This window comes from Planctobacterium sp. AWM4_229, assembly GCF_056160305.1.
This window is the reverse complement of the sequence record NZ_JBSWWX010000002.1, coordinates 443382-467799: the sequence shown is the minus strand read 5'-3', so window position 1 is coordinate 467799 and position 24418 is coordinate 443382. Positions and strand designations below refer to the sequence as shown.

18 protein-coding genes are annotated in these 24418 nt (G+C 46.9%); 1 reads left to right on the top strand and 17 read right to left on the bottom strand.

What is annotated here, in order from left to right:
* The 9 genes from ACXAGP_RS05040 to ACXAGP_RS05000 all read right to left on the bottom strand — a co-directional run bounded on the left by ACXAGP_RS05040 (window position 1) and on the right by ACXAGP_RS05000 (window position 10746).
* Window positions 1-1023 carry a FecR family protein gene (locus ACXAGP_RS05040; RefSeq protein ID WP_475259942.1) on the bottom strand — a complete coding sequence of 341 codons (1023 nt, stop codon included), beginning with the start codon at window positions 1021-1023 and terminating at the stop codon, window positions 1-3.
* Window positions 1020-1565 (bottom strand): RNA polymerase sigma factor, encoded by a 546-nt coding sequence (locus tag ACXAGP_RS05035; protein ID WP_475259941.1) that lies wholly within the window; start codon window positions 1563-1565, stop codon window positions 1020-1022. The genes ACXAGP_RS05040 and ACXAGP_RS05035 overlap by 4 nt, the downstream gene beginning before the upstream one ends.
* 145 nt (window positions 1566-1710) lie before the next feature.
* Window positions 1711-4635, bottom strand: coding sequence for a bifunctional diguanylate cyclase/phosphodiesterase (locus ACXAGP_RS05030; RefSeq protein WP_475259939.1), 2925 nt, complete (start codon window positions 4633-4635; stop codon window positions 1711-1713).
* Between the two features lie 168 nt (window positions 4636-4803).
* Window positions 4804-5067: an amphi-Trp domain-containing protein gene (locus ACXAGP_RS05025; RefSeq protein WP_475259937.1), complete on the bottom strand. Its 264-nt coding sequence runs from the start codon at window positions 5065-5067 to the stop codon at window positions 4804-4806.
* 28 nt (window positions 5068-5095) lie between these two features.
* Window positions 5096-6421 (bottom strand): metallophosphoesterase, encoded by a 1326-nt coding sequence (locus ACXAGP_RS05020; RefSeq protein WP_475259936.1) that lies wholly within the window; start codon window positions 6419-6421, stop codon window positions 5096-5098.
* A 37-nt stretch (window positions 6422-6458) separates the two neighbouring features.
* Window positions 6459-7154 carry a histidine phosphatase family protein gene (locus ACXAGP_RS05015; protein WP_475259935.1) on the bottom strand — a complete coding sequence of 232 codons (696 nt, stop codon included), beginning with the start codon at window positions 7152-7154 and terminating at the stop codon, window positions 6459-6461.
* Window positions 7151-8230: an HprK-related kinase B gene (locus ACXAGP_RS05010; protein WP_475259934.1), complete on the bottom strand. Its 1080-nt coding sequence runs from the start codon at window positions 8228-8230 to the stop codon at window positions 7151-7153. Before ACXAGP_RS05010 ends, ACXAGP_RS05015 begins: the two co-directional genes overlap by 4 nt.
* Complete coding sequence (locus ACXAGP_RS05005; RefSeq protein ID WP_475259933.1) at window positions 8223-9116, bottom strand: GAK system ATP-grasp enzyme; 894 nt, start codon at window positions 9114-9116, stop codon at window positions 8223-8225. Before ACXAGP_RS05005 ends, ACXAGP_RS05010 begins: the two co-directional genes overlap by 8 nt.
* Window positions 9109-10746, bottom strand: coding sequence for a phosphotransferase (locus ACXAGP_RS05000; RefSeq protein WP_475259932.1), 1638 nt, complete (start codon window positions 10744-10746; stop codon window positions 9109-9111). The genes ACXAGP_RS05005 and ACXAGP_RS05000 overlap by 8 nt, the downstream gene beginning before the upstream one ends.
* A gap of 89 nt (window positions 10747-10835) precedes the next feature.
* On the opposite strand from ACXAGP_RS05000, the gene ACXAGP_RS04995 reads away from it, so the two are divergent.
* On the top strand, window positions 10836-12056 hold the full coding sequence (locus ACXAGP_RS04995; protein WP_475259930.1) for a GAK system CofD-like protein: 1221 nt from the start codon (window positions 10836-10838) through the stop codon (window positions 12054-12056).
* A 41-nt stretch (window positions 12057-12097) separates the two neighbouring features.
* Here ACXAGP_RS04995 and ACXAGP_RS04990 read toward each other — a convergent pair whose 3' ends face one another.
* From ACXAGP_RS04990 to ACXAGP_RS04955, 8 genes are all read right to left on the bottom strand, one after another.
* Complete coding sequence (locus ACXAGP_RS04990) at window positions 12098-12970, bottom strand: class I SAM-dependent methyltransferase (protein WP_475259929.1); 873 nt, start codon at window positions 12968-12970, stop codon at window positions 12098-12100.
* Window positions 12971-13058: 88 nt separating this feature from the next.
* Window positions 13059-14549 (bottom strand): tryptophan halogenase family protein, encoded by a 1491-nt coding sequence (locus ACXAGP_RS04985; protein ID WP_475259928.1) that lies wholly within the window; start codon window positions 14547-14549, stop codon window positions 13059-13061.
* A gap of 2 nt (window positions 14550-14551) precedes the next feature.
* Window positions 14552-16102, bottom strand: a complete 1551-nt coding sequence (locus ACXAGP_RS04980) for a tryptophan halogenase family protein (RefSeq protein WP_475259926.1) — start codon at window positions 16100-16102, stop codon at window positions 14552-14554.
* Between the two features lie 92 nt (window positions 16103-16194).
* Window positions 16195-19152, bottom strand: coding sequence for a TonB-dependent receptor (locus tag ACXAGP_RS04975; RefSeq protein WP_475260246.1), 2958 nt, complete (start codon window positions 19150-19152; stop codon window positions 16195-16197).
* A 245-nt stretch (window positions 19153-19397) separates the two neighbouring features.
* Entirely contained in the window at window positions 19398-20183 is a 786-nt protein-coding gene (locus ACXAGP_RS04970; RefSeq protein WP_475259925.1) for a CBM9 family sugar-binding protein, read from the bottom strand.
* Window positions 20170-20679, bottom strand: a complete 510-nt coding sequence (locus ACXAGP_RS04965; RefSeq protein WP_475259924.1) for a gluconokinase — start codon at window positions 20677-20679, stop codon at window positions 20170-20172. Before ACXAGP_RS04965 ends, ACXAGP_RS04970 begins: the two co-directional genes overlap by 14 nt.
* Window positions 20676-23063: a GH36-type glycosyl hydrolase domain-containing protein gene (locus ACXAGP_RS04960; protein WP_475259922.1), complete on the bottom strand. Its 2388-nt coding sequence runs from the start codon at window positions 23061-23063 to the stop codon at window positions 20676-20678. The genes ACXAGP_RS04965 and ACXAGP_RS04960 overlap by 4 nt, the downstream gene beginning before the upstream one ends.
* The gene (locus tag ACXAGP_RS04955) at window positions 23060-24400 is read right to left on the bottom strand and encodes an MFS transporter (RefSeq protein ID WP_475259921.1); all 1341 of its coding nucleotides are present in this window, start codon (window positions 24398-24400) and stop codon (window positions 23060-23062) included. Before ACXAGP_RS04955 ends, ACXAGP_RS04960 begins: the two co-directional genes overlap by 4 nt.
* Between the last annotated feature and the right edge of the window lie 18 nt (window positions 24401-24418).

The window sequence follows — 24418 nt, the reverse complement described above, 5'->3', positions numbered from 1 at the left end:
TTAACCTTTATCAATCAAAATCACATAGGGTGTAGCCGTATTGAAGCTCAGGTTTAGCTGCTCTGTAAGTGCTCGCAGTGCAGCAACGGGATCATCTAATTGTACAACTCCGGTGACCCGTAATTGCTCGATATTGCTATTGCGAATAATTATCTGTTTTTTAGTATAGCGCCTTAATTCCTTAACAACGTTGCCAAATAGTTCGTTTTCGAAGACGAGTTTTTTTTGTAACCAACCCTGTGTTTGTTGGATATCGATATTCTGGACGTTACTGAAGCGGTTGTATTGGGTTTCCAGTTTAACTTGCTGGCCTTCTTGCAATACAAGTTCTGCCGCGTCCGTTTGAGTGTTTTCAACTTTAACTTTGTGCTCAGTCACCAACACCGTCGGTGTGCTACCGCCATTCTTTTTAACGTTAAACTCTGTGCCTAATGCTGTGACTCGCATGACTCCGGCTTCCACCACGAATGGTCGTGTTTTATCGGTATAGACATCAACATAAATTTCACCGGACAGTAGTTCCACAAGGCGTTCATTCTCTGAGAAATGCAACACAATGGCAGAGTGGGTGTTGAGGGTAATAACTGAGCCATCAGGAAGTGTGTGTTGCCGCGTTTGCCCCGTTGCTGTGAAGTGATCCGCGGTGAACGTCCACCAGGCTTCTTGTCCCCAAAATAATGCCAGGAAACTCAGCACCCAGGTAGCAGCTAACGACATCACCAGGCGAGAAAACCCTTTGCCGGACTGATCCCTTGTGCCTTGCTCTTGCGCTGTTGCTCGTCCCCGTACCGTTTCCAGGGAGACGATCTCTCCTCCTTGTGTCTCAGTGGTGACAGACTTTTTTGCTTCGTGCATCAATTGCCAGGTTTGCTCAGCCTGCTGAAAGGCAATGCCATGGGCTTCACTTTCTCCTAGCCAGGCAATAAACAAGTCCTCTTGTTCGGCACTAAGCTCAGAAGATTCCAGTTTCACCAGCCAGTCACGGGCTTGTTGTTCAATATCTTGTTGCTGGAGCGAGTTCATTTTGGCGCTTGTTTTCGGCTTATATTGTACTTAGACGTACTTTGCTCTGGTTTGAGTAATGCATCTTCATATTTTTTGAGTTTTGACTGGCAAAAATTCAACGCTTTACGCAAGTGTTTTTCCACCATATTAACACTGATGTCCAGTTGGCTGGCCACCTGATTTTTATCAATATCGCCGAGTTTTTGCAGGTAGAAAACATCTTGAGTCTTCTCTGGCAGCTCCTGCAGCGCGTCTTTTATCACCTCAAGCTTTTGACGATGTTGCATGATTTGCTCAGGCCCTTGCTGCGAATCTGGCTGTGGCGCTTCTTCTTCCGGTACATAGCGATTTTGTTTGCGTTGCTCATCGATGATCAGGTTGTTGGCCATGCGAAATAGGTAGGCCTTAGGGTACTTAATAGTGGCGCTGTCGATTGTTTGCAGTTTGATATACAGGTCCTGCATGATATCGTCGGTACTGGCTGGCGAACCGATCCGCTTGGCAATAAAGCTGGCTAAGCTTTCTCTGTGCGCTTCAAATATTGTCTCAATGGAAGACATTATTTTGATATGGGTTCCTGGCTTCACAACACTTACTGTTCATTATGCAACGATTGTGGGTGATAACAGATGTATTTGCCATTTTAGGGCTTAATATTGTGTACCAGTTATCACGATATAGTGAGAAGACGTCTTAACTGCGGAATTATGCCAAACTATTTTTTACTAATAGTTTTTCGAACTCATTTAAAGGCACGGGTTTACTATACAAATAGCCCTGCGCTATGTCGCATTCCAGTTCCAGTAATAAGTCGTGCTGGGGAAGGGTTTCAACGCCCTCAGCAACAACTTTGAGGTTGAAGTTGCGGGCCATATCAATAATGGTTTCAGTGATCATTTTATCGGCGGGATCAACGTCAATATCTTTCACAAAACTGCGGTCAATTTTTAATTTGTCCACCGGAAAGTGCTTGAGATAGGCGATTGAGGAGTGACCAGTACCGAAGTCGTCCACCGCCAAAGAAATACCAAGGGATTTAAGTTGTTGCAGCAGCTCTCTGATATTGCCAGAGGTTTCCATTAAGCCATTTTCGGTTAATTCCAGCTCCAGTCCACTGGCTTTGATGCCACTGCTTTGTATGTTTTTAGCCACTTGATCGTAAAAATCATCGTAGCGGAAGTCTCGCGGAGAAATATTAATGGACAAGGTTAGCAGGTGGCCGGCCTCTTGCCATGTTTTCAGTTGCTGACAGCCTTGTTTAATTACCCACTTGGATATTTCGTGAATAATGCCGGTTTCTTCTGCAATACCAATAAACGCCCAAGGTGTGAGCAAGCCATCGTCTGGATGGTTCCAGCGGATCAATGCCTCAGCACCAATAATGCGTTTGCTGGTCATGTCTACCTGCGGTTGGTAAAACAGCTCCAATTCATCACGTTCAATAGCTTTAGAGAGTTGGTTACTCAGTCGGAAGCGTTGGTCGGCCTGCTGTGTTATGGATTCCGTGTAGAAGGCATAGGTATTGCGCCCATTCTGTTTCGCTTTATACATGGCTGAATCGGCATAGGTAAATAGTTTCTCTATGTCGCTACTATCGTCTGGATAGACGGCGATACCTATACTGGTGCCTACAGATGTTTCGTGGCAATCATTCAACAAATACGGTGTTTTTACTTCTTCGATTATGTTTTGCGCTATTGCATTGAGGTCTCGTAATTCCGTTATGCCTTCCAGTAAAATAACGAATTCATCTCCCCCTAAGCGCGCGATCGTATCTTCTTCTCGCAGCGATGCTCTCAGGCGTGTCGCTACCTGGCGCAAGAGCTCATCACCCACCATGTGACCCAAACTGTCATTTACCACTTTAAAATGATCCAAATCTAAAAATAAGACGGCCACTTTTTCGTCTGAGTTTCTCTTGGCGCGCTCAATGGCGTGTTCAATACGTGATTTTAACAGCAGGCGGTTCGGCAAGCCCGTCAAGGCATCGTAATGCGCCAGCTGTTCCATGCGCTCTTCAGACTGCTTCAATCGGGTGATGTCTGAAAACACGGCCACATAATGGGTGAGCTGATTGGCATCATTTTCCACCTTGCTGATGGAGAGGAGTTGTGGATATATGGTGCCATCTTTTTTGCGATTCCAGATTTCGCCTTTCCAATAACCCTGGCGCACAATATCCTTATACATATCCTCGTAAAACTGTGAGTCATGCCGGCCAGATTGCAAGATGGCGGGATTGTCACCAGCGACGTCTTCCTGATGATAGCCAGTGATTTCAGTAAAGGCTCGATTGACGGTAATAATGCGATTTTGAGCGTCTGTCACCAATACGCCTTCTTGGGAATGCTCAAATACTTTGGCATCCAGTTTGAGTTTTTGCTCGTTTTCAACTCGCGCAGTAATGTCGTGGATAATGGAAAAGAGCATTCGCTTTTCATCCGATATGATGGGGGTAGAATGCACTTCTACATAGCGAATTTCGCCATTGGCCAGACGATGTTGAAAGGTGAAATAGTTTTGATTTAACAGGCCCGCTTTTTCCATCTCCGCGGCAACTTCCTGCTCCGACATGGTATTAATTTCCTGAATCCGTTTACTCACCAGTTCGCTATGGCTGTATCCGTAAAAATCCAGGGCGGCGGCATTGGCGTCCACGATCTTACCGCTGTCCTTGTCTATTAGCAGCATAACCGCGTTGTGGTTATGGAAAATATTGCGAAATTTTTTCTCCGATTCTACCAGGTTATTGACTGAGCTAAGGTACAGCATTTCGCTTTTATAGCGATGCCTTAACACTAACAACCATAAGCCAAATAACAGGAGAGAAGTGAGCCATACAGGAAAATGGATATGCAGCTCATCCCAGCCTCTGGCTGGCGTGGCCAAAAGTTGCCAGTTGCCATATGGAAACTGAATCAATTGGGTAACAGGATCCTGGTGTGCTATTTCACTCTTACCGAAGAAGAACTCGCCAGCAGAGCCTTTGCTGTCTTTACCTCGAATAGCCAAATTTAAGGCACTTTGCTGAGCTACGCCGCTGGCATCCAGGATAGCTTGATAATCAAGCACCACAGATAACAGCCCCCAACTTTTTCCGTTTTGGGCGTTTTGGATAGGGGTTCGAGCAATCAAGCCAATATCTCCTTGCACCAGCTTGAGTGGACCAGCCATTATGGTTTTGTTCAGTTGCATGGCTTTATTGGCCGCCTCGATTTGTTCAGGTATTTCTCGGTAATCCAGTCCGATGATTTTTTCATTTTCTATCAGCGGGTACATGTGGGTGACAACGAGATTTTTTGCGGCACCGATGTTTCTAACCTGATTTTCACTGGCTAATAATGGGGCCGCGAAGCGAGAAAATTCTTCTTGTTGCAGGTCAGGGTTGATGGATATATAGGTGGCTAAGCCTCGAGTGAGATTGATGTTGCGGTTTATAGTGTATTCGAGACTGGCACGTAATTCGGTTAATTCGGAGGTTACTGCGGCCACTTGGTTTTGATGGTGACGTTCGTTGCTAATAGCTTCAAAGAGTATCAAGGCCAAAATCAATACGACGGCAGAGAGTACCGTTAACAGGGTAAACTTTACATTGATGTCTTGTTTTGAAAGTGGTGTTGTCGCGGGCATCTAATGACCATAGCAAAGTTACACTACCTTGCTAGTATTTCCTTGTTTGATATTGTTGGGAATCATTTTTCGCATAGTCTACATACTAGCAACGTATCGGTATTATCCCAAATCAAATTGCGGCGCGTTAAGTTTTACAACCAGTAAAATACTTCTGATTTCCAGTGACTATTTAACTTTCAGGATACGCTCAGAAAGGTTTTGATTTTGCTTATTCCAACTTACGCGGATGTCGAGCTTGTGCCGGGTTTCGTCTTCTTTAACGGTCACTTTGAGGTCCAGCAAGCCCTTTGGGGTGAGCTCCAGTTTTCCTTCTTCGTCACTAAATTCAAGTTTGCCTTTGCCCAAACCTTTGGAAATCGCTTCCAACAGTTTTTGTATGGATTTTCCATCTTGCAGAGATTCGTGTCTGAATTCGCTTTTGTGTTCCATAAGACTTCCTGTTTAGTGAATTTGTGGCTTAGGACTCAGACCAGAGGTTATGCCATTTCGGAGAAAGTACTTTGGCTACCGGATGGTCGGAACTGATACCGATAATCATTTGTTTGGGGTGTATTAATGTGGCACCAAAACCAATACCTGTTAGCCCTTCTTTACGACGAGAATTGCGATCCAGCGTAATATCTCCTTCTACATGTAACAAGCCTTTTTGCAATGAAATCTGCTGACCATCAGCATGGTTAACATGACCGTGCACAATACAGTGAATACCTTTGTGTTGCACTGCATCTACCCCTTTACTGGTGAAAACCGGGTCGGAATCGCGGTATTTGGTGCGAAATGGCGTGGCTAATGAGCTGAAATAGAAGGCAAACAAATCTTTCCTTAGGGTTTGCTTGAAACGCTTGTTCAATTCGCCGATACCGTGTTTTTTGATTTGCTCACTCACATCGTCATCCAGTCCGGCATGCACAAACAGAAAACTGCCTTTCTTATATGCCAACTGCATCTTAGAAAAGAACCAATTAAATTTCCCTTTTTTGCTGAAAAATAGCTTTTGACATTGCTGCGCAGCAGCATAAACCATGCGAATATCGAGGCCATGTTCGGCACAGTCTTGTTCAAAGTGGCTGGCTTTTTTCTGCAGGCGTTTAATTTCTTTGGCTATGGCCTTTTCGCTGAGGTGGGGGCGGGCAAAAACCGGAAACTCACTAAACCAGCTGTCTCGAGGAAACAAGAATTGTCTGCAGGTCTCACTATCAGGTGTTTTTGCTTGCCAATTGGAATTTGCCAGATAGCGGTCAAACACTTCTTTAAACAAGGGAATGACCTTTTTTCCCATGCGCACAAACATGTGCTCATGGCTAACGTGCTTGTTGCGGCTAATAGAAGATAACCCTGTTAGCAAACGTAAATCGTGATTGCCTGCTAACAGTTTTACACTAGCACCGGTGGCGATAAAAGCCTTTAAAGCCTCCAGGAGTTCGAGGTTACTTGGGCCTTTATCCAGACAATCGCCGCCTATGACAAAGGTGGCCTTTTTGCCCAATTGGGTGAGCTTCAATTTTCCTTTTCTGGTGCGTGTTACACCACCTGATGCTATTAGAGACGCTATAAAGGCTTCCGCATCAGCATGGGGATCGGAGATAAAAACAATGGTTTTGTCAGGCCAGCGCCAGTGGGATGTGGTAAGAGAGCGGGGCGATTGCTCTGGTATATCGGCAATTGGCTGTTCATCATTGGCCACTCGACGGAAGGTCTGCCATTGCTGACCTATGGTGGTATAGCCTGCCAAATCGATGGGGAATGTTTCGGTCGCTGTTGTTTGGGCATTGGCTAACATCATAGAGTGTCTCTTTTTTGGGAATAACCCTGAATTAGTTTTAGTCTTTGGCTTCACTCCCCACTGGACGTATTTTCCATTCGCCTGCAATGTGTCGCCACATTGTATTTTCCTTACTGATGATCACCGGGTGGGCATGATGCATACTCAACCGCTTAATATCGCAAAACTGCATGACATTTAAATGACATGCAGCATGACGAATGGCGGCACCGTGACCCACAAGCAACTGTACCCTTGGTTTATGAAATGGTTGCGCATATTGCTCGATATGCGCGGCTACGCGTTTTCCGGCATCCATCAGAGATTCGGCACCCATAAACGGCAGACAGTAGTGACTGTCAGACTTCCAGCCCATTGGCGCAGGCTCAAAGCGCGGATCCAACGTCAGCAGGTTTTCTATTTCCGATGTGCTGAGATTGGCGACGTTGCCCACGGAGCGCTCCACCAGTTCCGGGAACTGTAGGTGTATTGGCTCGGATATAAAAAAGTCCGCTAACTCTTCAATGTACAGTTGCGCTGTTTGCCAGGCGCGCAACAGCGGAGATGAGTGTACCTCGGCTGCCAATTGCCAGTTGTTCTTTACCAGTAGCTCGGCAAATAACCGGGCTTGTTGTCGTACCCCAGCTTCACCGTCTTGGGTGAGCGGAAATGGCTGTAATGCACTGGGGGTATTTGGCTTTTGCTGATAGGCGCCATGACGAATCAGTGCCACCAGAGTATGAGAGGTATTCATAACAAGCCTAGCTTCTCTTGCAGTAACAGGCTGAGTTGCTCAAAGTCTGCACCGCCAGTGACTTCCCAAACCTTGACCTTTCTCAGTGCATCCTGATATTGGTTGTCATCGGGTATCAGCGCTGATGCTAAAAACTTGCCATTGACGTCTTGATAAAAGGAGCCGGGCGACTTAGCTATCGCTTTTATCAGCGACGGCTTTTGGTCCAGTGATACCGAGTTAACCGAAACGGGGTCTTTGTTACCCGGTTGCCAATTCAGGAGTACTACATGATTTAGTGGTGCACTGTGTCCCAGTGCCTCTGAACCGTAAATCTGTTCTACCATCACATCGTACTTTTCTTCTAGTTGCCAAAGCTCAGCTTTCGACAAAGCGCGAAGCTCTTGTTGTCGTCCGGCACTGAGTATGTTGATGAGCTTGGGATTGTTGAGCAGGGTGCCGGGATTCACTCTGGGCTGTTTTGCTACGCCTTTTGCTGTTACACCCGCATCATCAGCAAATAAAAATAAGCGATCATTGGAAATGAATTGGCTCTTCGGTAAATCCAACAGCTTCAACATGGTAGTGGACTTTCCGCCTCCAGACATTGCCGCAATCGCAACGCCTTGTTTGGCGACCTGCAGGCAGGCGGCATGGCATATCAACCCGCCGTTTTGCTGCAGGGCATTGATGTGCTGATTGATGATGAAGTTCACTGTCTGACTGAGATAACTCTCGCACGGACCGATGGCCAGTGGCGCTGACAAGTGTTGAAACAGCAACATGCCGGTTTTAATTTTGTGCACCCAACGACCATCTTCAGCGTCGTAGTATTGTTCTTTTTGTCGGGTTTTGCCCGCTTCTCTGGGCCAATCTTGCCAATGGATATTATTATTCTGAGTGTCACCTTGATAAAGGTAGATAGTGCAATCAGCGGCTTTCTGTTGACTCTCGTAACCATTGAAGTACGTGGCTAAAGCCTTGAGTAATGGTTGGGAATTGCTTTGCAGGCGATAAACTGCATCGTCAAAAGACAACGAAAGCGTGTGGTTAAAATCTTTTGGGGTGAGAGCAAAAGTGTCAAATCCACTATGCATGATTATCCCTCTGTAACGTCTTTAAAATGTGCTGGCAATAGGCTTCTGCGGCATCAATCTGACAGCCGTCCAACGCGCCTTTGAAACCGCCAAAGGCAGAAACTTCAAAAATAATCGGGCCGTCGTCGGTAAGGGCAATATCCACGGTGGTAAAATCCAGTGCAAACGGTGCTTGTGCTTTTTGTCCCAATTCAATCAACGCTTCATCAGGCTGGTAAGCCTGATATTTTCCGCCACTATTAATGGTGGTATTCCAGGAGTCATTTTGTGCCACGCGGGCATAGGTACAAAGATATACTCCACCAACAAAAACCATGCCCAAATCCCAACCTTGTAAGCTGGCTTTTTTCTGAATATAGAGCATGGGATTGTTTTGCTTAAATGTCCGTAATTGCTGTGCTAAGTCTTCATCTCTCGCGTTTACCAATGTCATGCCACGAGCTTTAGTGGAGAACATGGGTTTAAGTACGGCTGCACCAAATCGCTGTACCGCTTGTTCCGCCTCTTCAATGTTCTCGGTGATGCAAGTTTCGGGTAAGGGTAACTGTTTACTGGCAAGAGTCACACTGCATCCCAACCTATTCACCAGCTGCAATATCGCCTGGCAGGAACTGAAAACCCTGACTCCTGCCATCTCTGCATAGCGCAACAGTTCGATGCGATCCCACATGTGTCGGTCGTAGTCCTGGGTGATTTTTTTTACAACTATGGCGTCTAACTGACACAAATTGATATCTCGATAACACAAAGCATTGCTGGCGCTATCCAGATAAACGTCTTGCATGGGGATGACCAGTCTGAAACCAGTTTTTGCTTCGATGCGGTCTGCCAGCACTTCGGTAGACCATTTACCGGGGATACCGACTACAGCAATGCGTTTATTCATAAAACAGCTCCTCGAGCGGTAAACGATAACGGCTGAGTTTATCAGATTTCAAATTAGTAATGTGATTGAGCATATACTGGGCTCTTAAAAACATGCGTCTCGAGAGGGTGGGATCCAGAATAAATCGGGTGGAAGTAATAAAAGAGCGAATCAAACCCAGCGTTAAGCGAATTTCGAAGCTGTCGTCTTGTTCTTTTTTGGCGAAACGCCTTACAGACATGAGGAATTGTTTAGCAATAGCCAGCATGGCACTGCGTTGTTGGGTTTCTAAAATTCGCAAGCGATAGATAGACACCATAAAAACTGCCACATCTTGCACATAGTCCATGTACCGGGAGCGATGTAAATCTATAAAATTGATACGTTTTTCCACCGGATCGAAGATGATATTGTCGAGGTTGAAGTCACCGTGGATGTACACCGAAAAAGGCGCTGATACCTGCTTTTCCAACTCTGCCGCTTTACTCATTAAGTGTGCCAGGGAGTGATTTTGCTCACCACATAAGTTTTGTTTTTGAATGTCAAATTCTGGATGTACCTGAAATACCGCGGGTAGTCGACTTTCCAATTGTGCCATGTGTTTGGCAAAGGCAGGCTGCTCTGAACGCGTCTCACGCCAGATGTTTTGCAGAGTTTTTAATAGACTTTTTAGTGCTGTTTGTGCCAGTCCAATCTGCTCGGTGAGGATACGCTCAAAGGTGACGCCAGGTAGATGCTCAATCAAGATAGAGGCAGTATCGCCGCGCTTGTGGTAGGACAGAATTTTCGGTGCGAGACCCGGATAAATGTCATGCCAACTGTTCACGCTTTGTTTTTCTTCTTTGACCTTACTCTTATCGCCTTCTTTGAATATTGCAAGCGTATTCGCGGTTCCTTCACTTTTGCGGGAAACAGCAGCAATAGCACTACCTGAGCGGGTTTCAGCAATGGTATTAAGTTCAAGATGTTCCGGTTCCGTGGCGACGTCGACAGCTATGTCTGAGAGGGATTGGTAACGACTCAGGTTCATGCGCTGGCCCAGATTGGCGGATAAGACAGACTCAGCGATACCACCCAGTAAATCAATCATCTGACGCAAGGCATAAATGGGGAATAGGGTGTCAGCAGCATCTCGCAGGCGCTGATGAGCACCCAGCTCTAATACGGTTTTATTGAGTAATTTGGTGAGCTTTTTACTTAGCTTTTTGCGTTCTTCGTCTATTTCCAGCGCCAGCTGTGAGTTGGCGTCAACCAATGCGGTTTCAACTTTTGCCAGTGATAAACCCATGCGCTGTATCAGTTTCGCGCACTCCGGGTGCGGCAGTTCGGTCAGCAAAGCGGGCGCTAATCTGGCGCTATCGGCAATGGCCTGGCGTCCCAGATGGCTAAAGTGAAATAATTCTGCCACCAGATGCTCGGCGGCTTGTAGACGAAACTCCAGCGGTGATTTGCGGTTGCGTTGCAATTGCCCTAATAAGCTACGGCGGGCTCGAGTACGTAGGTTTTCAGCATAGCCTGCGCGTGCCAAAATGCGGTTGGCTAATAATAAATCAGGCTTTTTAAAGAAGGCTTCAGTGTGCTCTAGCTGTTGCGCAATTTCTAACAACAAAAAGTGCAAGTGCTCTAGAGTACTTCTATTGAGTTTGCTCAAACGTTCTATACTGTCAATTTACTGTTAAGCTGATACGCTATAGTTATATAGGAATATGTCAGCTGTGTGAAATCAAGGAATAAGCACTGGTGCAAACACGTCAAGATGAAACAGATTATAATAACCTTGTTGTGACACGAGGCGTAACCATTCCGGATCGCATGCGCATTAGTCGTTATGAAAAAATTCCCGAGTTAGGTCCCCGCATTCTATTTTTCAGTGGCGGTAGTGCCCTCAATGGCGTGGCCCGTAAACTGAAAGATTACACCCACAATTCCATTCATTTGGTGACGCCATTTGACTCTGGCGGCAGCTCTGCTGTGATACGTGAATTTTTCGACATGCCGGCGGTGGGGGATTTGCGCAGTCGTATGATGGCACTTGCAGATGAATCTGTTTTAGGTAATCCCGAAATCTTGCGCCTGTTCAATTATCGCTTTGATAAAACCACCGATAATCAAATATTGCGGTCGCGCCTCGAGGCCATGGTGGCCGGTGAGGATGAGCTAACCAAAGATATTCTCAATCCCATGCGCAGTCTCATCTGCAATCACCTTGGCTACTTTCTTAAAGTGATGCCCGGCGCGTTTAACTTGCGCGGTGCCAGTATCGGCAATCTGATTCTGGTGGGCGGCTATGTTAATCAGCATCGCGAGCTTGATCCTATCATTTTCTTATTCTCTGAACTGGTTAAAGTACAAGGCATTGTCCGTAGTATCACCGAGGATAACTACCATTTGGCAGCAGAACTCGAGGATGGTACGCAAATCATTGGTCAGCACTTACTTACTGGTAAGGAACAGCCGCCTGTTACCAGTCCCATTAAAAAACTGCGCTTGAGCACGGATTTAGATTCTCTAAACCGGGTCACTACAACGCTTAAAAAACGCAATCGTAAACTGATTGCCAGTGCCGAATTGATTTGCTATCCGCCAGGTAGCTTCTATTCAAGCCTGGTGGCCAATTTATTACCTTATGGCGTGGCTGAATGTATTGCCAATAACGCCTGTCCCAAGGTGTACATTCCCAATCGAGGCAAGGATCCTGAACAAGTGGGAATGTCGATTAACGATCAAGTGGATACGCTGCTGGAAAGGTTGCAAGGACAATTTGAGCAACCGGTGGCAGTGCCCCGGCTATTAAACTTTATTCTCTACGACAGTCGAAAGTTACGGGGCAGGGGATGCCTGGATATCAAGCGATTTAGCGAGATGGGCATACAGATCATTGATACGCCGCTGATGAGTGAAGAGCGACCCGATTATTATGATGACCTTAGTTTAGTAAAGGCCATCATTTCTTTAACCTAAATTCTGGGAGTGAGGTTGCCTGTCATTCCCCTTGGTTTTTCTTAGCTTTTTTTCTTAAATAGCAAGGTCATGCGATTGGATTCACCAATGGCATCCGCCGCTTTTCTCTTGTCTGCATCATCACCAACACCGACATAAGAGGGTGGTAAGCGCCAGACAATATCATTAGCGGCAGGCTTGTCTTTGGGGTTTTTGTTGATGTCAGAACTGGCCAACAGTTCAAAACCTGCGGCTTCAAACGCTGCAATAACTTGCGAAGCCTTCAAATAGCCGCGACTACCGTCGGTATCCAGATCCGACTCGGCGACTTCATGCTGTACTACCCCAACAAGGCCATCAGGCTTGAGCATGTTATGAGTGACTTTTAATGCCTGAGTGAGCGTACTTGCCTGGCTTTCAAAGCGATTTAAGTTGTGCAAGGCGCGAATAAATAAAACGCGATCAACCGTGCCATCTAAAGCTTCAGGAATGGTTTCAAAGGTATAGCCCTCAACGGCAATACCACTGTCAGATAGCTCAGCTACTAAGCCGGGGAAGGCTTTGGTGGCGGCTTTCATTTCTGTAATACGCTCTTCACTGAAAAAGCCGAAGCGCGCCCACATACTATCAACGTAATTGATTCCATACAGTGCCCCGTCTTTACCCAGGTAATCGGCTAAAATCCCGGAATACCAACCCCCACCGGGCAGGGCTTCAGCAACAACCATTCCGGGTTTAACCTTGAAAAATTCCAGGGTTGCTTGTGGATTGCGGTACTGGTCACGGGCTTGCATTTCCGCAGGACGTGCCTCGATGATCGATTGCAATGCTTCATTGCCGTGGCCGTGAGCTAGCGTATTAGTGCTAAGAGTGGCAAGCAAAGAGCCGATGAGCAGAGACTTGCTCAGTGTCGCGAGTTGTAATTTGGTTATCATGGTTTATCTCAGTTGAATGGACTACAAAAACACTATTGAGTATTTGTCGGCCCTGCAACCAATTTTACAATCGCTTACGAAATTGTTATTAGCCCAGGTAGCGCTGGACAAACTCTCCATGGTGGAGCAATTGTTCGCATTGGCTTTTAACCTGCTGCTGTAAGCCTTGCATAAAGCGTTGGAACTCAGCTTCTCCCATTTCGTGACATATTGGGTGATATTGCGCAGGATACAAGCGCTGACCTAACATCACCTGGGTCCATGAATCCACCCGGAATATGTCGCCATCATCCAAAAATACCCGTCCGGTTTCCTTGAACAAGGCTATCTTGTGCTGCAGAGATGGTGGCAATTCCATAGTGGCACAATGACGCCAGAAAGCACTGTCCCGGCGTTCAGTAACCGCGTAGTGCATGGCGATAAAATCCAGAATACACTGCATTTCACTGTCGAACTTGTTGTTGTATTCGTTAATTGCAGATTCGGTAATGCCGTTGCTTGGGAATAAGCGCATCAGGCGCACCAGACCCGTCATGATCAGGTGAATGCTGGTGGATTCAAGCGGTTCTATGAATCCCGAAGCCAAACCCAATGCGACGCAGTTTTTGTGCCAGCCTTTGCGTCGTTTTCCCGGCGTAAAGCGGATTACGCGTGGCTCATTCAACGGTTCGCCGGGTAGGTTACTCATCAATAATGCTTTGGCTTTATCATCATCAATGTAACCTTGCGCATACACCAGACCGTTGCCTATGCGATTTTGTAGTGGGATTTGCCACTGCCAGCCTGCTTCATGCGCGATAGAGCGGGTATAAGGGCGGGGAGAAGCATTGCCACTGCATTGCACGGCGAGTGCGCTGTCACAGGGCAGATAGTGCGACCAGTTGTCATAACCTGTGTGTAAGGTTTGTTCGATAAGCAAACCTCTGAAGCCAGTACAATCAATAAACAGATCACCTTCTATCTGTTCTCCACTGTCCAGCGTTAAGGCGGTAATAAAGCCGCTATGTGGGCATTGCTGAACCTGGGTTATCTTCCCCTCTTTACGCTGTACCTGATGCTGCTGTGCCATGTCGCGTAAGAATTGTCCGTATCGCGTGGCGTCCAGATGGTACGCAAAATTAAGGGGTGCATTGTTGGTAAGTGCAAACTTATTGGCGAGGGCGGCTTCGTGCTCTAAACAAAAGGCACCAAAGGGCACATCCAATCCTTGGGATTTTGCCCTTAACCAAAAATGATGAAATTCTCCGGCCCAACATTCGCGCCCGGTAATGCCAAAAGAGTGAATATACTTATCGCCTTGTGCACCCCAATTCTCGAATTGTATACCTAGCTTAAAAGTGGCATTGGTAGCACGCATGAATTCGCGCTCATCTATACCTAGCAATTTATGCAAAGTACGTATTGGCGGGATGGTGGCTTCACCCACACCGACGGTACCAATTTCATCTGACTCTACTAACGTCACCTGAATACTTTTTCCCAGCAGTTTTGATAATGCTGCCGCCGCCATCCAACCAGCGGTTCCGCCGCCCGCAATCACCACTTTCGATACGGGTTTGTTGCCAGGTAAAGTCTTCATTGTTATTTCATCTCTCGGTAGTTTTGCTGCAGGAAGCTCAAAAGTTCACGGTTAGACGGTAAGCCTTGTTGATACTTCTGACGAGTGAGCTCAGTCTGACGTTGTAGTTCTGCGGCGCGTGTCTGGCTCAGGTAATAAGGCGTGTCTTTGGCGATATCACTTTCAAAGCCCATTCCGTATAAAATATATTGATAGCTGGTGGAAGGGAATACTTCCTCATTTTCGATAAAATCCAGCCGGGAGGGGGCTTGATAGCGCCACAATTGCAATAGGGTTTGCAATGACTCGGGAATGGATTCCGGCAGGCGGTGCTGGTGCCAAAAATCCGAGTCTTGACGTTCGCTCAGCACGTAATGCAGTTTGACAAAATCAATTACCCGCTGCCATCGATAAGCAAAGCGTTTGTTAAACCGCTTTGCTAGCAGTTCCATGTGCTCCCGGTTGCGTGGGAATTCCTCACATAACATATTTATACTGAGTTCTACCATGGCAATGGCAGAGGCTTCCAGCGGTTCGATGAACCCGGCGCACATCCCAATTGCGACACAGTTATTTTGCCAGAACTTTTCTCTATAGCCCGGATTAAAAGACAGTTTTCTGAAAGTAAGTGCTTGCAACGCACCTTCCGGAAGCTGGTTTTTTAAGTGTTGATACAGGGTGTCGTGAGCTTCTTCGTCACTACAATGTTCTTGGGCATACGCAAAACCGACACCACGACGATGGTATAGGCCAATATCCCAAACCCAGCCTTTGGCTTTGGCGGTGGCGTTGGTGGTGGATTGGATGGGTATATCGGGTGATGCATAAGGTACCTGTGAGGCGAGTGCAGAGTTAACCGGTAAAACCTCTGCGACACTATGCCATTTCACGCCGTAGTGTTTTTCAATCAAGCGCGCGGCCATGCCGCTGCAGTCAATAAATAAGTCGGCTTCCAGTGGTCCTGATTGTTGACCAATCAGGGCTTTGATGTCCCCGTTGGCACGAGTTTCAACAGCTTCAATATGATCGCGAATATGCATTACCCCTAGCTTTTTTGTGCAATGCTCGGTTAACAGTGCTGCCAGTTTGTCTGCATCGAAATGATAACCATAGTTGAGTACGTGGGCATAATCCGGGGTTGATTGTTGTTTCGGGGCAAGGCCGGCCTCACAAATCCCTGGTTGCACACAAAAACTGTCAGCGAAGTTAGCTGTTTTATTAGCTTGCCAGTGCTGAACAAGATTAAGTTCGGTGTAACCTGTAGGGTTGGTAAAGGGATGGTAATAAGCATCGTTCGGCTGGTTATTGCGCCACCCAATAAACTTTGAACCCTGTTTGTAAGAAGCCTGACAAGACACTAAGAATTGTTGCTCACTGATGCCGATTTGTCTCAGTGTATGGCGTAACGAGGGCCAGCTGCCTTCACCAACACCAATCTTAGACAGGGTAGGCGATTCTACCAGGGAAACCTTAATTTCAGGCTGGCGTTGTTGTAACTGCGCAGCGATACGGCCTGCTGTTAACCAGCCAGCACTGCCGCCACCTAAAATCAAAATATTGCTTATTTCATGCATGGTATAGAAGGGTCGTTTGCCATCAATCCATCATAGCGGGGAGTAATAAAGAAGCACAACCCTGTGCTTCTTATTCTCTTTTATTATGCTATTTAGAATTTATAGCGCATGCCAACAGCATAACGCGCCCCCAGTTCTTCCATGCGCCACAATTGGGCACTGGTTCGACCGTGAGTTCTGGAGTTCTCTTCCGTAATGTTAATCCCTTCAACAAATACCGTCAGATCTTCATTGAATTCATACGCAACGTTAAAGTCGATTTGCGAAAGCGCCTCCGTGAAACTCGGCTCATTAACATATTGAGACGTCGTATTCAGGAAGTCATCGCGCCAATTGTAGGCAATACGCGCTTGCCAGGCGTCTTTTTCGTACATCAGCACAACGTTAGCGGTATCACTGAGGCCCACCAGGGCAAACTGTGTTACCGACGGATCCGCTGTTATATCAAAGCCTACATCACCATTGACGGTTGTGTAGTTAGCCTGAATACCAAAGCCGGTATCTCCAAAGAAGTGCTGTACTGCCATCTCGAAACCGTAAATGTTGGCACTTTTGTTATTTACCGGTTTGCTGTTGATGAAGGTTAGCAGCGGATCATCGCCATTGGGCAGAATATCGAATTGCGCCTCAAACTGTTCATCGGTTAACGAGAAATAATCAATATTGTTTTCCATGGCAGCCACCATGTTGAACAGACTGGTATCACTTAACGGGATACCCAAGCGTTCCAGCTCAGCAATCGCCGCGATGGCCCTTGGACCTGCGGTGGCGTCTCGTAAGCCATACACGCTCTCTTCCACTTGATCATTACCAATAAAGTTACGCACCCGCTTGTCGTAGAAACCCAAAGAAACATAACTGGTATCATCAAAGTAATATTCTACTGTGATATCAATGTTGTCTGATTCGAGCGGTTTTAACGCCGGGTTACCAGAACTGGCTGTGGCAGTAGGCCCGTCCGACAGAATTGTTGGGAAGTTGGGGGTGGATACCGAGGAAGCCGCGCTCAAGTTGTTATAAGTGGGGCGTGCAATGGTTTTACTGTAAGAAACTCTGGCAATGACGTTGTCTACCACTTCAATATCAAAGTCGATTGATGGCAACAAATGATCATAATCAGAGGTGATAGAGACGTCTTGCATGTCGCTGCCAAAGCGTACATTAAAGTCGTTATTGCTTTCCCAAGCAACGGCATTAGGTAAGCTGATATTGGCAATCGAAGTGACTTCTGTATCTTCGTAGCGTAAACCCATCAACAGGTTATAAGGCATGTCGCCCAGTTCGCCAGAGATATCAAATTCAAAATAGACAGCGGTAATATCTTCTTCGATGGTGCGATTGGTGGCAAATGGATTGTTAGCGACAAAGTCGAATCCATACGCACCGGCTGCAAAGGCACCCAGTTCGGCAACACTGCCAGTGAAGCCCTCCGAGTAGATGCCAGATGCATCAAAGTCGTCAAATTCAGCAGACAAATTTAACGGAGTTAACGAGCCGGCAGGTAATTCACCTGGATTCTCGATACCCCAGTTCCCCATGGTATGACGGGTTAAGGACTGCAATGAGGTACTTTCCATGGCACGGGATTCAATACCAAAATTGATACTGCCTTCATCAAAGGCGTAAGTGCCGTCGATTTTTGCTTGAGTAACCTCGGTATCTTGCGAGCTGAAGTTCATATCCAAAATAGAGGTGCCCACATCGTCTTGATCAAGCATGCCATTCGGATTGAGGTTTCCACGAGACACATCGTCAAAATCCACCATCATGATGGGAAAGTCATTGGAGAAATCGACACCTTGACCGCGCACTACGTTGGCCCCCAAACCAAAGTTAGTCCAGGTACCATAAGGGGCATCGGGACGGCCTTCAGCACTGGAGTTGTGCACATCAAATACCAAGGAAAAATCGTCGTTTACCTGATATTCCAGGTTAAAACCAAGAGATTTGTTTTCGTTAACCTGGTTTAGTTCTTGAAGCGCCAAACCTAAGTCTCTGGGTGCCAAATCACGACGTTCCTGAGTGATGTGAATAGGCGTAGCCACCACTTCATCATCAAAGGTGAGTTCAGCAAAGTAGCGGTCATCCATCCAAATAGATTGCTCGGCTCGCGCTTCATACAAGTCTTGCTTAGAGTAAGTGTAATCCAGGGTTGCCGTCATTTTTTCTGATGGAGCAAACTGGAAGGTAAATTGGGCGTTAGTACGGTCTCGCTCACGATCTGCAACGAAATAACGCAGATCTGAAGGAATGGCGAATAGCTGACCGATTTCGGGTGCATTATTTAACACTACTGGATCCCCGGCAGCTGGATTTACATCAGGGTTGGGGGATTGTGGCACCGTACCGTCAAAAGGGTTAACTCGCCACTGGTTAACAAAGGCGCCCAAGGAACCGCTGTCTCGCTGCTGGAAAGAACCTGCGAATGTAAAACCAAAGGTTTTGTCATCGTTTACCCAATTAACAATGGAGGAGACTTCGGGTGTTACATCATCGCCCACGCGGTTAGTGGTATCGTGCACACCTTTAACACCGACGTTTGCTGTTAAGCCGGTTTCGTAGGCATCAAATGGCTTAGCAGTACGGATATTTATCGTGGCACCAATGCCACCAGTAGCGATACTGGCGCGACCGGTTTTGTGGACATCTACACCGCGAATGCCTTCAGAGGCCAGGTCCGAGAAATCAAAGGCCCTGGAATTAGGCACTCCACCGCCTGCAGGTAAAGCGGAGCCGGGCATGCTACGGCCGTTTAAGGTGACCATGTTGAAATCCGGACCAAAGCCCCGTGCAGTTACCTGGGTACCTTCACCGTTGTTGCGGCTGATGGAAATACCTGTAATGCGCTGTAGTGATTCAGCCAGGTTAGTATCCGGAAATTTACCAATATCTTCGGCGGAAATTGCATCAACGACGCCAGCAGATTCCCTTTTGATACCCATAGATTCCTGAATACTGCTTCGAAGACCGCTAACCTGAATCACTTCGACGTTGCTCAGCTCGTCTTCTTCTTGTGCCACTGCAGGCACTGCCACGCAACCAGCCAGTATCAGAGATACGCTGGTGGCTAATTTAGTTTTGTTAAGTTTTGCGTTTTTCACTGTGTTGCTCTCTTAAAGTTGTAATCGCATGTTCTCTCAATCTGAGAAAGGGCTTTCTCGCGGCGCCGATACGCATCCATGCTCTCGAGAAAGCGCTTTCTCAGATTAGTCTAGCCATATCTCTCAGTCAATAAAAAGTTAACAATTATTTAACAGTTGAAGGTTAACTATATGATTTTATTAAGATAAAAATGTTACCTTAATTGTTTTTGCAATGGGCCGGAGTGAGTCAGACGGTATTTCCCGAATACATCTGCCGTGATGTAGCCGAGATTCTTGTCTCCTTCCACCGGGACTATGGTTGTCGAACCCATAAAATGCTCCCGTGCACCGCCGGCATCGGCATCGCAATAGGCCAGCATAAAACCAATTTCTTGATCTTCCTTTAGTTTAATCGGCGGAAGAGGAGCTTCATCGCTGTAATTGTCTGGGTACAAATTCAAGGCCACTTCCCAGATTATATTGTGGGGAGGTTGTTGTGAGCGTTGCCATTGGCTTTGCAGGTGTGAATTTAGCATCACTACCGATTCAGGCCCGTCACCCTTATAAACGCCAATATCTGCTGCCTGATTATCCAGTGCAACATGATAGGCGAAAGCATTGTGGGAGTAGAGGTGATTGCCGCCTGAAGCGTCTGAATCGATAAATATTTCCAGACAGTCGTCGTCCCAATAACGCACTTTGGGATCGGCGTAATAGTCCATCAGCACATCATCAGTGATTTCTGCCAAAAGGTAGAGTTTGTGTTTATCCCACAATAGTTTGAATCGCCCGGAGAAATCTTCCTTACCAGGTATTTCCCCCAGGATATGCTTGTCCAAAGGCCACCAGGGCGCTTGTTGCCATACCGACTCCATGACACCATCAATTGTGGGAGCCAACCTGGTATGATTGATATCAATGGTATCTGCTGATGCAGGCGTACAAAAAAGGCAGCTAAGTGTGGAAGTAATGGCAATAAGTTGCTTAACAGCAGACATTGTGGCGCTCCAGGGTATCAATCACATGTTCAATGAGTATCGCGGATTCCCGGGCGCCGTCAAATGACAATACGTCGTTTTCATTGTCCGGATACTCAAATGTACTCAATTGACTTTTAAGCAGGCTGGTATTGGCGAAATGTTGGTGTCTGTTTTTTAGTCGGTTGACAAGGAGCTCAGGTGCAACTTCCAATAGCAGAAAACAAACCTCGTAAGACATTGCTCTGATGCGTTGCCGATGTTTTTTGCTCAATGCTGAACAAGCCAAAACAATGGTATTGCCAGGTTGTGATTTAATCGCTTGCTCTATCCTGTCAAACCAGGGGGCGCGCATTGCATCATTCAGTCCTATACCTGAAAGCATGAGCTTTTTGGCGGCCTCACTGTGATAGTCATCGGCATCTAAGAAAGACGCAGTTAAGCGTTGCGCAAGTTGTTGCCCAAGCGTACTTTTACCGCAGCCGCTCACCCCCATGACAACATAAAGTCGTTTCATGTTGATGCCTCAGATGGCAACAATACCAACAAATCATTTTTGTCTGACAAGTACTCTGTTTTCAGCAGGTTGCCAGATAGTCTTTGCTCATTGAATATAAGCTGCAGGTTTTTTACATCGCTGCGTCGCTGATATCGCACCCTTATCACATAACCTCGGAATCGCCTGGTTGCTTCAGCCTGCGGCCAATGAGCTGGCAGCTGGGGTTGCACCAAAAGACCTTGCATGCAGCCCTTCAATCCGAATAGCTGCTCCGTCAGTGAGCGCATCAACCAGGCAATGGTACCGGTATTAAACAAGCGGCTGGAAAGTCCGCCGTATTGGGGATGTAAATCATGGGCACCGCGATAATAATTAGGCACAAAATTAGGTAACTGTTGTTTTGCCATTGCCTGTTCAGTAGTAACCACTATCTGTTTTAGGGTATTAAACGCGGTATCTGACTGTTGAGCTTGATACAAGGCATATAAATAAAAAGCGGCGGCATGGTTATACAGCGAACCATTTTCCGCCACTCCGGGAAACTTCTGAGTTAGTCGACCAATATCTTCTACCATTGTGGTGTAAGCCGGGGCTAACATGGCGACTCCATGGGGGCTGTGTAAATGCTTAAACACGGCTTCTAGCATGCTTTTTTGCTGTTGTGCTGAGGCGCATTGACTCAAGATAGCCCAGCTTTGGGGATTCAAATATATCTTGCCTTCATTATCCTGCTCGGTGCCGAACAATCTGCCCGCATCGGTAATGCCACGGCCATACCACTTATGATGCCAAAAATAGGTGTTGATGTTTTTGTTGATTGTAAGTGCTTGCTTACTCCAAAAGTGTGATCTTTCGATATCGTTATTGTGCAAGAGTAATTCCGACCAGATCTGAAAGGCCCAACTGGTGGCCATGGATAACCAGCTGGATACCCCCTTGCCTTGGTGGCCCACCATATTCATTGGATCGCACCAGTCACCTTGTTGAATAAGGCTTAGATGTCGGTGATCCTGATGAGATTGCAACCATTGCATAGCCAATTCTAAATGCTCAGATACGGTAGCGGGTATATCGCTGTCTGAGAAAGGTAAGGCCTCTTGTAACAGGGCCAGATCGCCAGTCTCGCTGATATAGGCCTGCAAACAAATGGGTAACCAGACACAAGGATCGGCATGAGGTACTTCGTTGATGTACTTCAAGCTGGCATTATCGTGTAGCAATATGCCATCCGGCATTGCGCCATTTTTCTTTTGTTGCGCCAGCGCTTTGAGCAATGCCTTGCGGAAATAGTCAGGCTGCAGATAACACATGCCCATCGCGTCTTGCAGATAGTTTCGCGTTTGTGGATCTGTGGTCAGGCGATTTACGTCACCGTGATAATATACCTGTCTGGGTAGCCAATGGTTTATCGTGTTGTCCAGCTCTGCATCAGGTGTTTTTGCTGTAATGCAACTGCTGTGTTGTTGTAGATACTGTCGATAGTCAGTTGTTGCAGCAAGATAACCACTTTCATTGAGATAGGTGTCTTTCATACGCTGGATATCTTGCTGGTCTGTGGCGGCGCCAAAGATAAAGCGCAAATCTATGATTTCCTCAACGGCGAAACTTTTTTGGTGCTGTAACACCGCCACAGGTGTTTCGTACACGGCATCGTGGTTGGGCAAACAATCATGCTGCAGCGCATCGGGAGCGGTCCAGCCGCCATCCCCCAAAAATTGCGCCAGGTTTGCACAATAGCTTCTGACCGGTTCGCTGGCGCTTAAAAACGTAAGCTCTTTGAAGTCTTTTTGTTGCTGGTACTCTTCCAGCTTTTGATATGGAGATACTTTATTCGCAATGATGCCATTACTCCGGCTACAGTACGTTGCCTCCTGATTCATCCAGGATTGATAACCGATGCTAAAGCAAGGAAATATACTCAGATCTCGTTCATCTGTGCCATTGTTGGTTATTTTCAGTTGCCACATTTCCAACACATCTTCTTTGGGCAAGGTTACTTTGAGTTCAAATAACCAGTCGAGGTGGGAAATGCGCCAGCTAACATAAGCATCGGCCACTTCAAATTGAAATGCCTCCAGTGGCTTACACATTGGCTCAAAAGGTAACGAGAAAGTCAGCCCGGAACTCTCATCTTTGATATAGAAAAAACGCCCCGGGTGACCCTGATAATAGTAATGCTCTGGTTGTAGAAAGGTTTTTGCGGTCAGGGCTGGTCCAGCGGAATAGGTAGCGGGTTCTGGTTGCATAAAATGACTATTGGCAAAGCCACGACAAGTCACGTTTAACAGCATATTTTGGTTCCAGAGATAGCCACTGGCATTGGGAATGGTGGAGGGAGAATACAGTCGTATCTCGCCAGTTTCTTCGTCAAAACAATAGGGTAAATCAGAATGAATACTCATGACTGCTGCTCTCGTCTTTGAGTTAATTCAGCCTGAATCCGGTTAAGGCGTTGCTCGTCCAGAGAATAGAAGTGAATAATCACTACCGATATAAATGCAAACAAACCAGGTAGCAAGCTCATTAATAGTAGTATTCCGTGCTCCGAGGCATCACTCTGTACTTGATTTGGGGTGTAACCTAATGAGGCCAGCCCCCAGCCGATCATGGCCCCAGCCAAGGCGCCTCCTAGTTTTTGTGAAAATGCCGCAGCAGAAAATACCATCGCCGTTGCACGTCGGCCGTTTTTCCATTCACCAAAATCGGCAGTATCTGCATACATGGAGAAAACCAAAGGGGACTTGGGGCCAAGGCATAAACCAATCAGACCCTGCAAGGTGAAGATGAGTAGTAGATTGTCTTTGGGAAGAAAGTAAAACAGCACCGAAAAGAAAGTAACTGCTGACATCAACAACATTAGCAATCGGCGTTTATCCATTAACTTACACAGTAGTGGAGTAATGGCAGCCCCTACCGCTAGTGATAACATATAAACCATGCCAAACAGGCCGATGAGATCTTCTCGCCCTACGTAGTATTTAAGATAAAAAGTGCCTGAGCTGCCGCGCAAAGAAATGGTGAGCATGATGATCAAAGCTAGAGAAAATAGCACTAACCAAGGTTTGTTTTGCAGCAGGTCTCGCACGTCTGTCAAGGCGTTGTTGTTTTGCGTTGCAGGCACCTGAATTCGTTCACGTGTTGTAAAAAACGTTATGGCGAAAAGCCCGCAGGTGATCGCACCGTAAAGCAACATGGCCAGTTGCCAACCTCTAGCATCATCACCCTGGCCCAGCCACGCCACCAATTCCGGCGTACACCAGGCTACCAGCGTACCGCCACTAAAGGCACCAATGAAACGGAATGAGGTTAATTGGGTGCGCTGTTGCGTGTCAGAGGTCATGATCCCCATCAAAGCACCGTAGGGCACATTGATAAAGGTGTAGGCCAGCATCAGGAAAATATACGTAGCGTAAGCCCAAAGCAGTTTGCCGTCTTCACTTGCCTCAGGTACGGTAAAGGTAAGTACCCCTGCTGCTGCCAATGGGATGGCCCCCCACAGCAGATAAGGACGAAACTGGCCAAACCGAGTGCGAGTGCGGTCGGCAATTGCCCCCATGACCGGGTCGGAAAAGGCATCGATGAGCCGGGTAACCAATATCATGGTACCCACTGCTGCCGCAGGGATTCCAAAGACATCGGTGTAAAAAATCAATAAAAATAAATCCAGTACCCGCCAGTAGAAATTCGAGGCCACATCCCCCATGGCATAGCCGACTTTTTCCTTGAGGGATAGTTTCATTGAGTTGTTCATCGCTTT

Bases quoted from the DNA above. Each gene is read 5' to 3' on its own strand.
- ACXAGP_RS05030 (WP_475259939.1), bottom strand. From the start codon at position 4,635: ATGCCCGCGACAACACCACTTTCAAAACAAGACATCAATGTAAAGTTT.
- ACXAGP_RS04990 (WP_475259929.1), bottom strand. From the start codon at position 12,970: ATGATAACCAAATTACAACTCGCGACACTGAGCAAGTCTCTGCTCATC.
- ACXAGP_RS05025 (WP_475259937.1), bottom strand. From the start codon at position 5,067: ATGGAACACAAAAGCGAATTCAGACACGAATCTCTGCAAGATGGAAAA.
- ACXAGP_RS04965 (WP_475259924.1), bottom strand. From the start codon at position 20,679: ATGAAACGACTTTATGTTGTCATGGGGGTGAGCGGCTGCGGTAAAAGT.
- ACXAGP_RS04970 (WP_475259925.1), bottom strand. From the start codon at position 20,183: ATGTCTGCTGTTAAGCAACTTATTGCCATTACTTCCACACTTAGCTGC.
- ACXAGP_RS05015 (WP_475259935.1), bottom strand. From the start codon at position 7,154: ATGAATACCTCTCATACTCTGGTGGCACTGATTCGTCATGGCGCCTAT.
- ACXAGP_RS05005 (WP_475259933.1), bottom strand. From the start codon at position 9,116: ATGAATAAACGCATTGCTGTAGTCGGTATCCCCGGTAAATGGTCTACC.
- ACXAGP_RS04980 (WP_475259926.1), bottom strand. From the start codon at position 16,102: ATGCATGAAATAAGCAATATTTTGATTTTAGGTGGCGGCAGTGCTGGC.
- ACXAGP_RS04985 (WP_475259928.1), bottom strand. From the start codon at position 14,549: ATGAAGACTTTACCTGGCAACAAACCCGTATCGAAAGTGGTGATTGCG.
- ACXAGP_RS05040 (WP_475259942.1), bottom strand. From the start codon at position 1,023: ATGAACTCGCTCCAGCAACAAGATATTGAACAACAAGCCCGTGACTGG.
- ACXAGP_RS05010 (WP_475259934.1), bottom strand. From the start codon at position 8,230: ATGCATAGTGGATTTGACACTTTTGCTCTCACCCCAAAAGATTTTAAC.
- ACXAGP_RS04955 (WP_475259921.1), bottom strand. From the start codon at position 24,400: ATGAAACTATCCCTCAAGGAAAAAGTCGGCTATGCCATGGGGGATGTG.
- ACXAGP_RS05035 (WP_475259941.1), bottom strand. From the start codon at position 1,565: ATGTCTTCCATTGAGACAATATTTGAAGCGCACAGAGAAAGCTTAGCC.
- ACXAGP_RS05020 (WP_475259936.1), bottom strand. From the start codon at position 6,421: ATGATGTTAGCCAATGCCCAAACAACAGCGACCGAAACATTCCCCATC.
- ACXAGP_RS04960 (WP_475259922.1), bottom strand. From the start codon at position 23,063: ATGAGTATTCATTCTGATTTACCCTATTGTTTTGACGAAGAAACTGGC.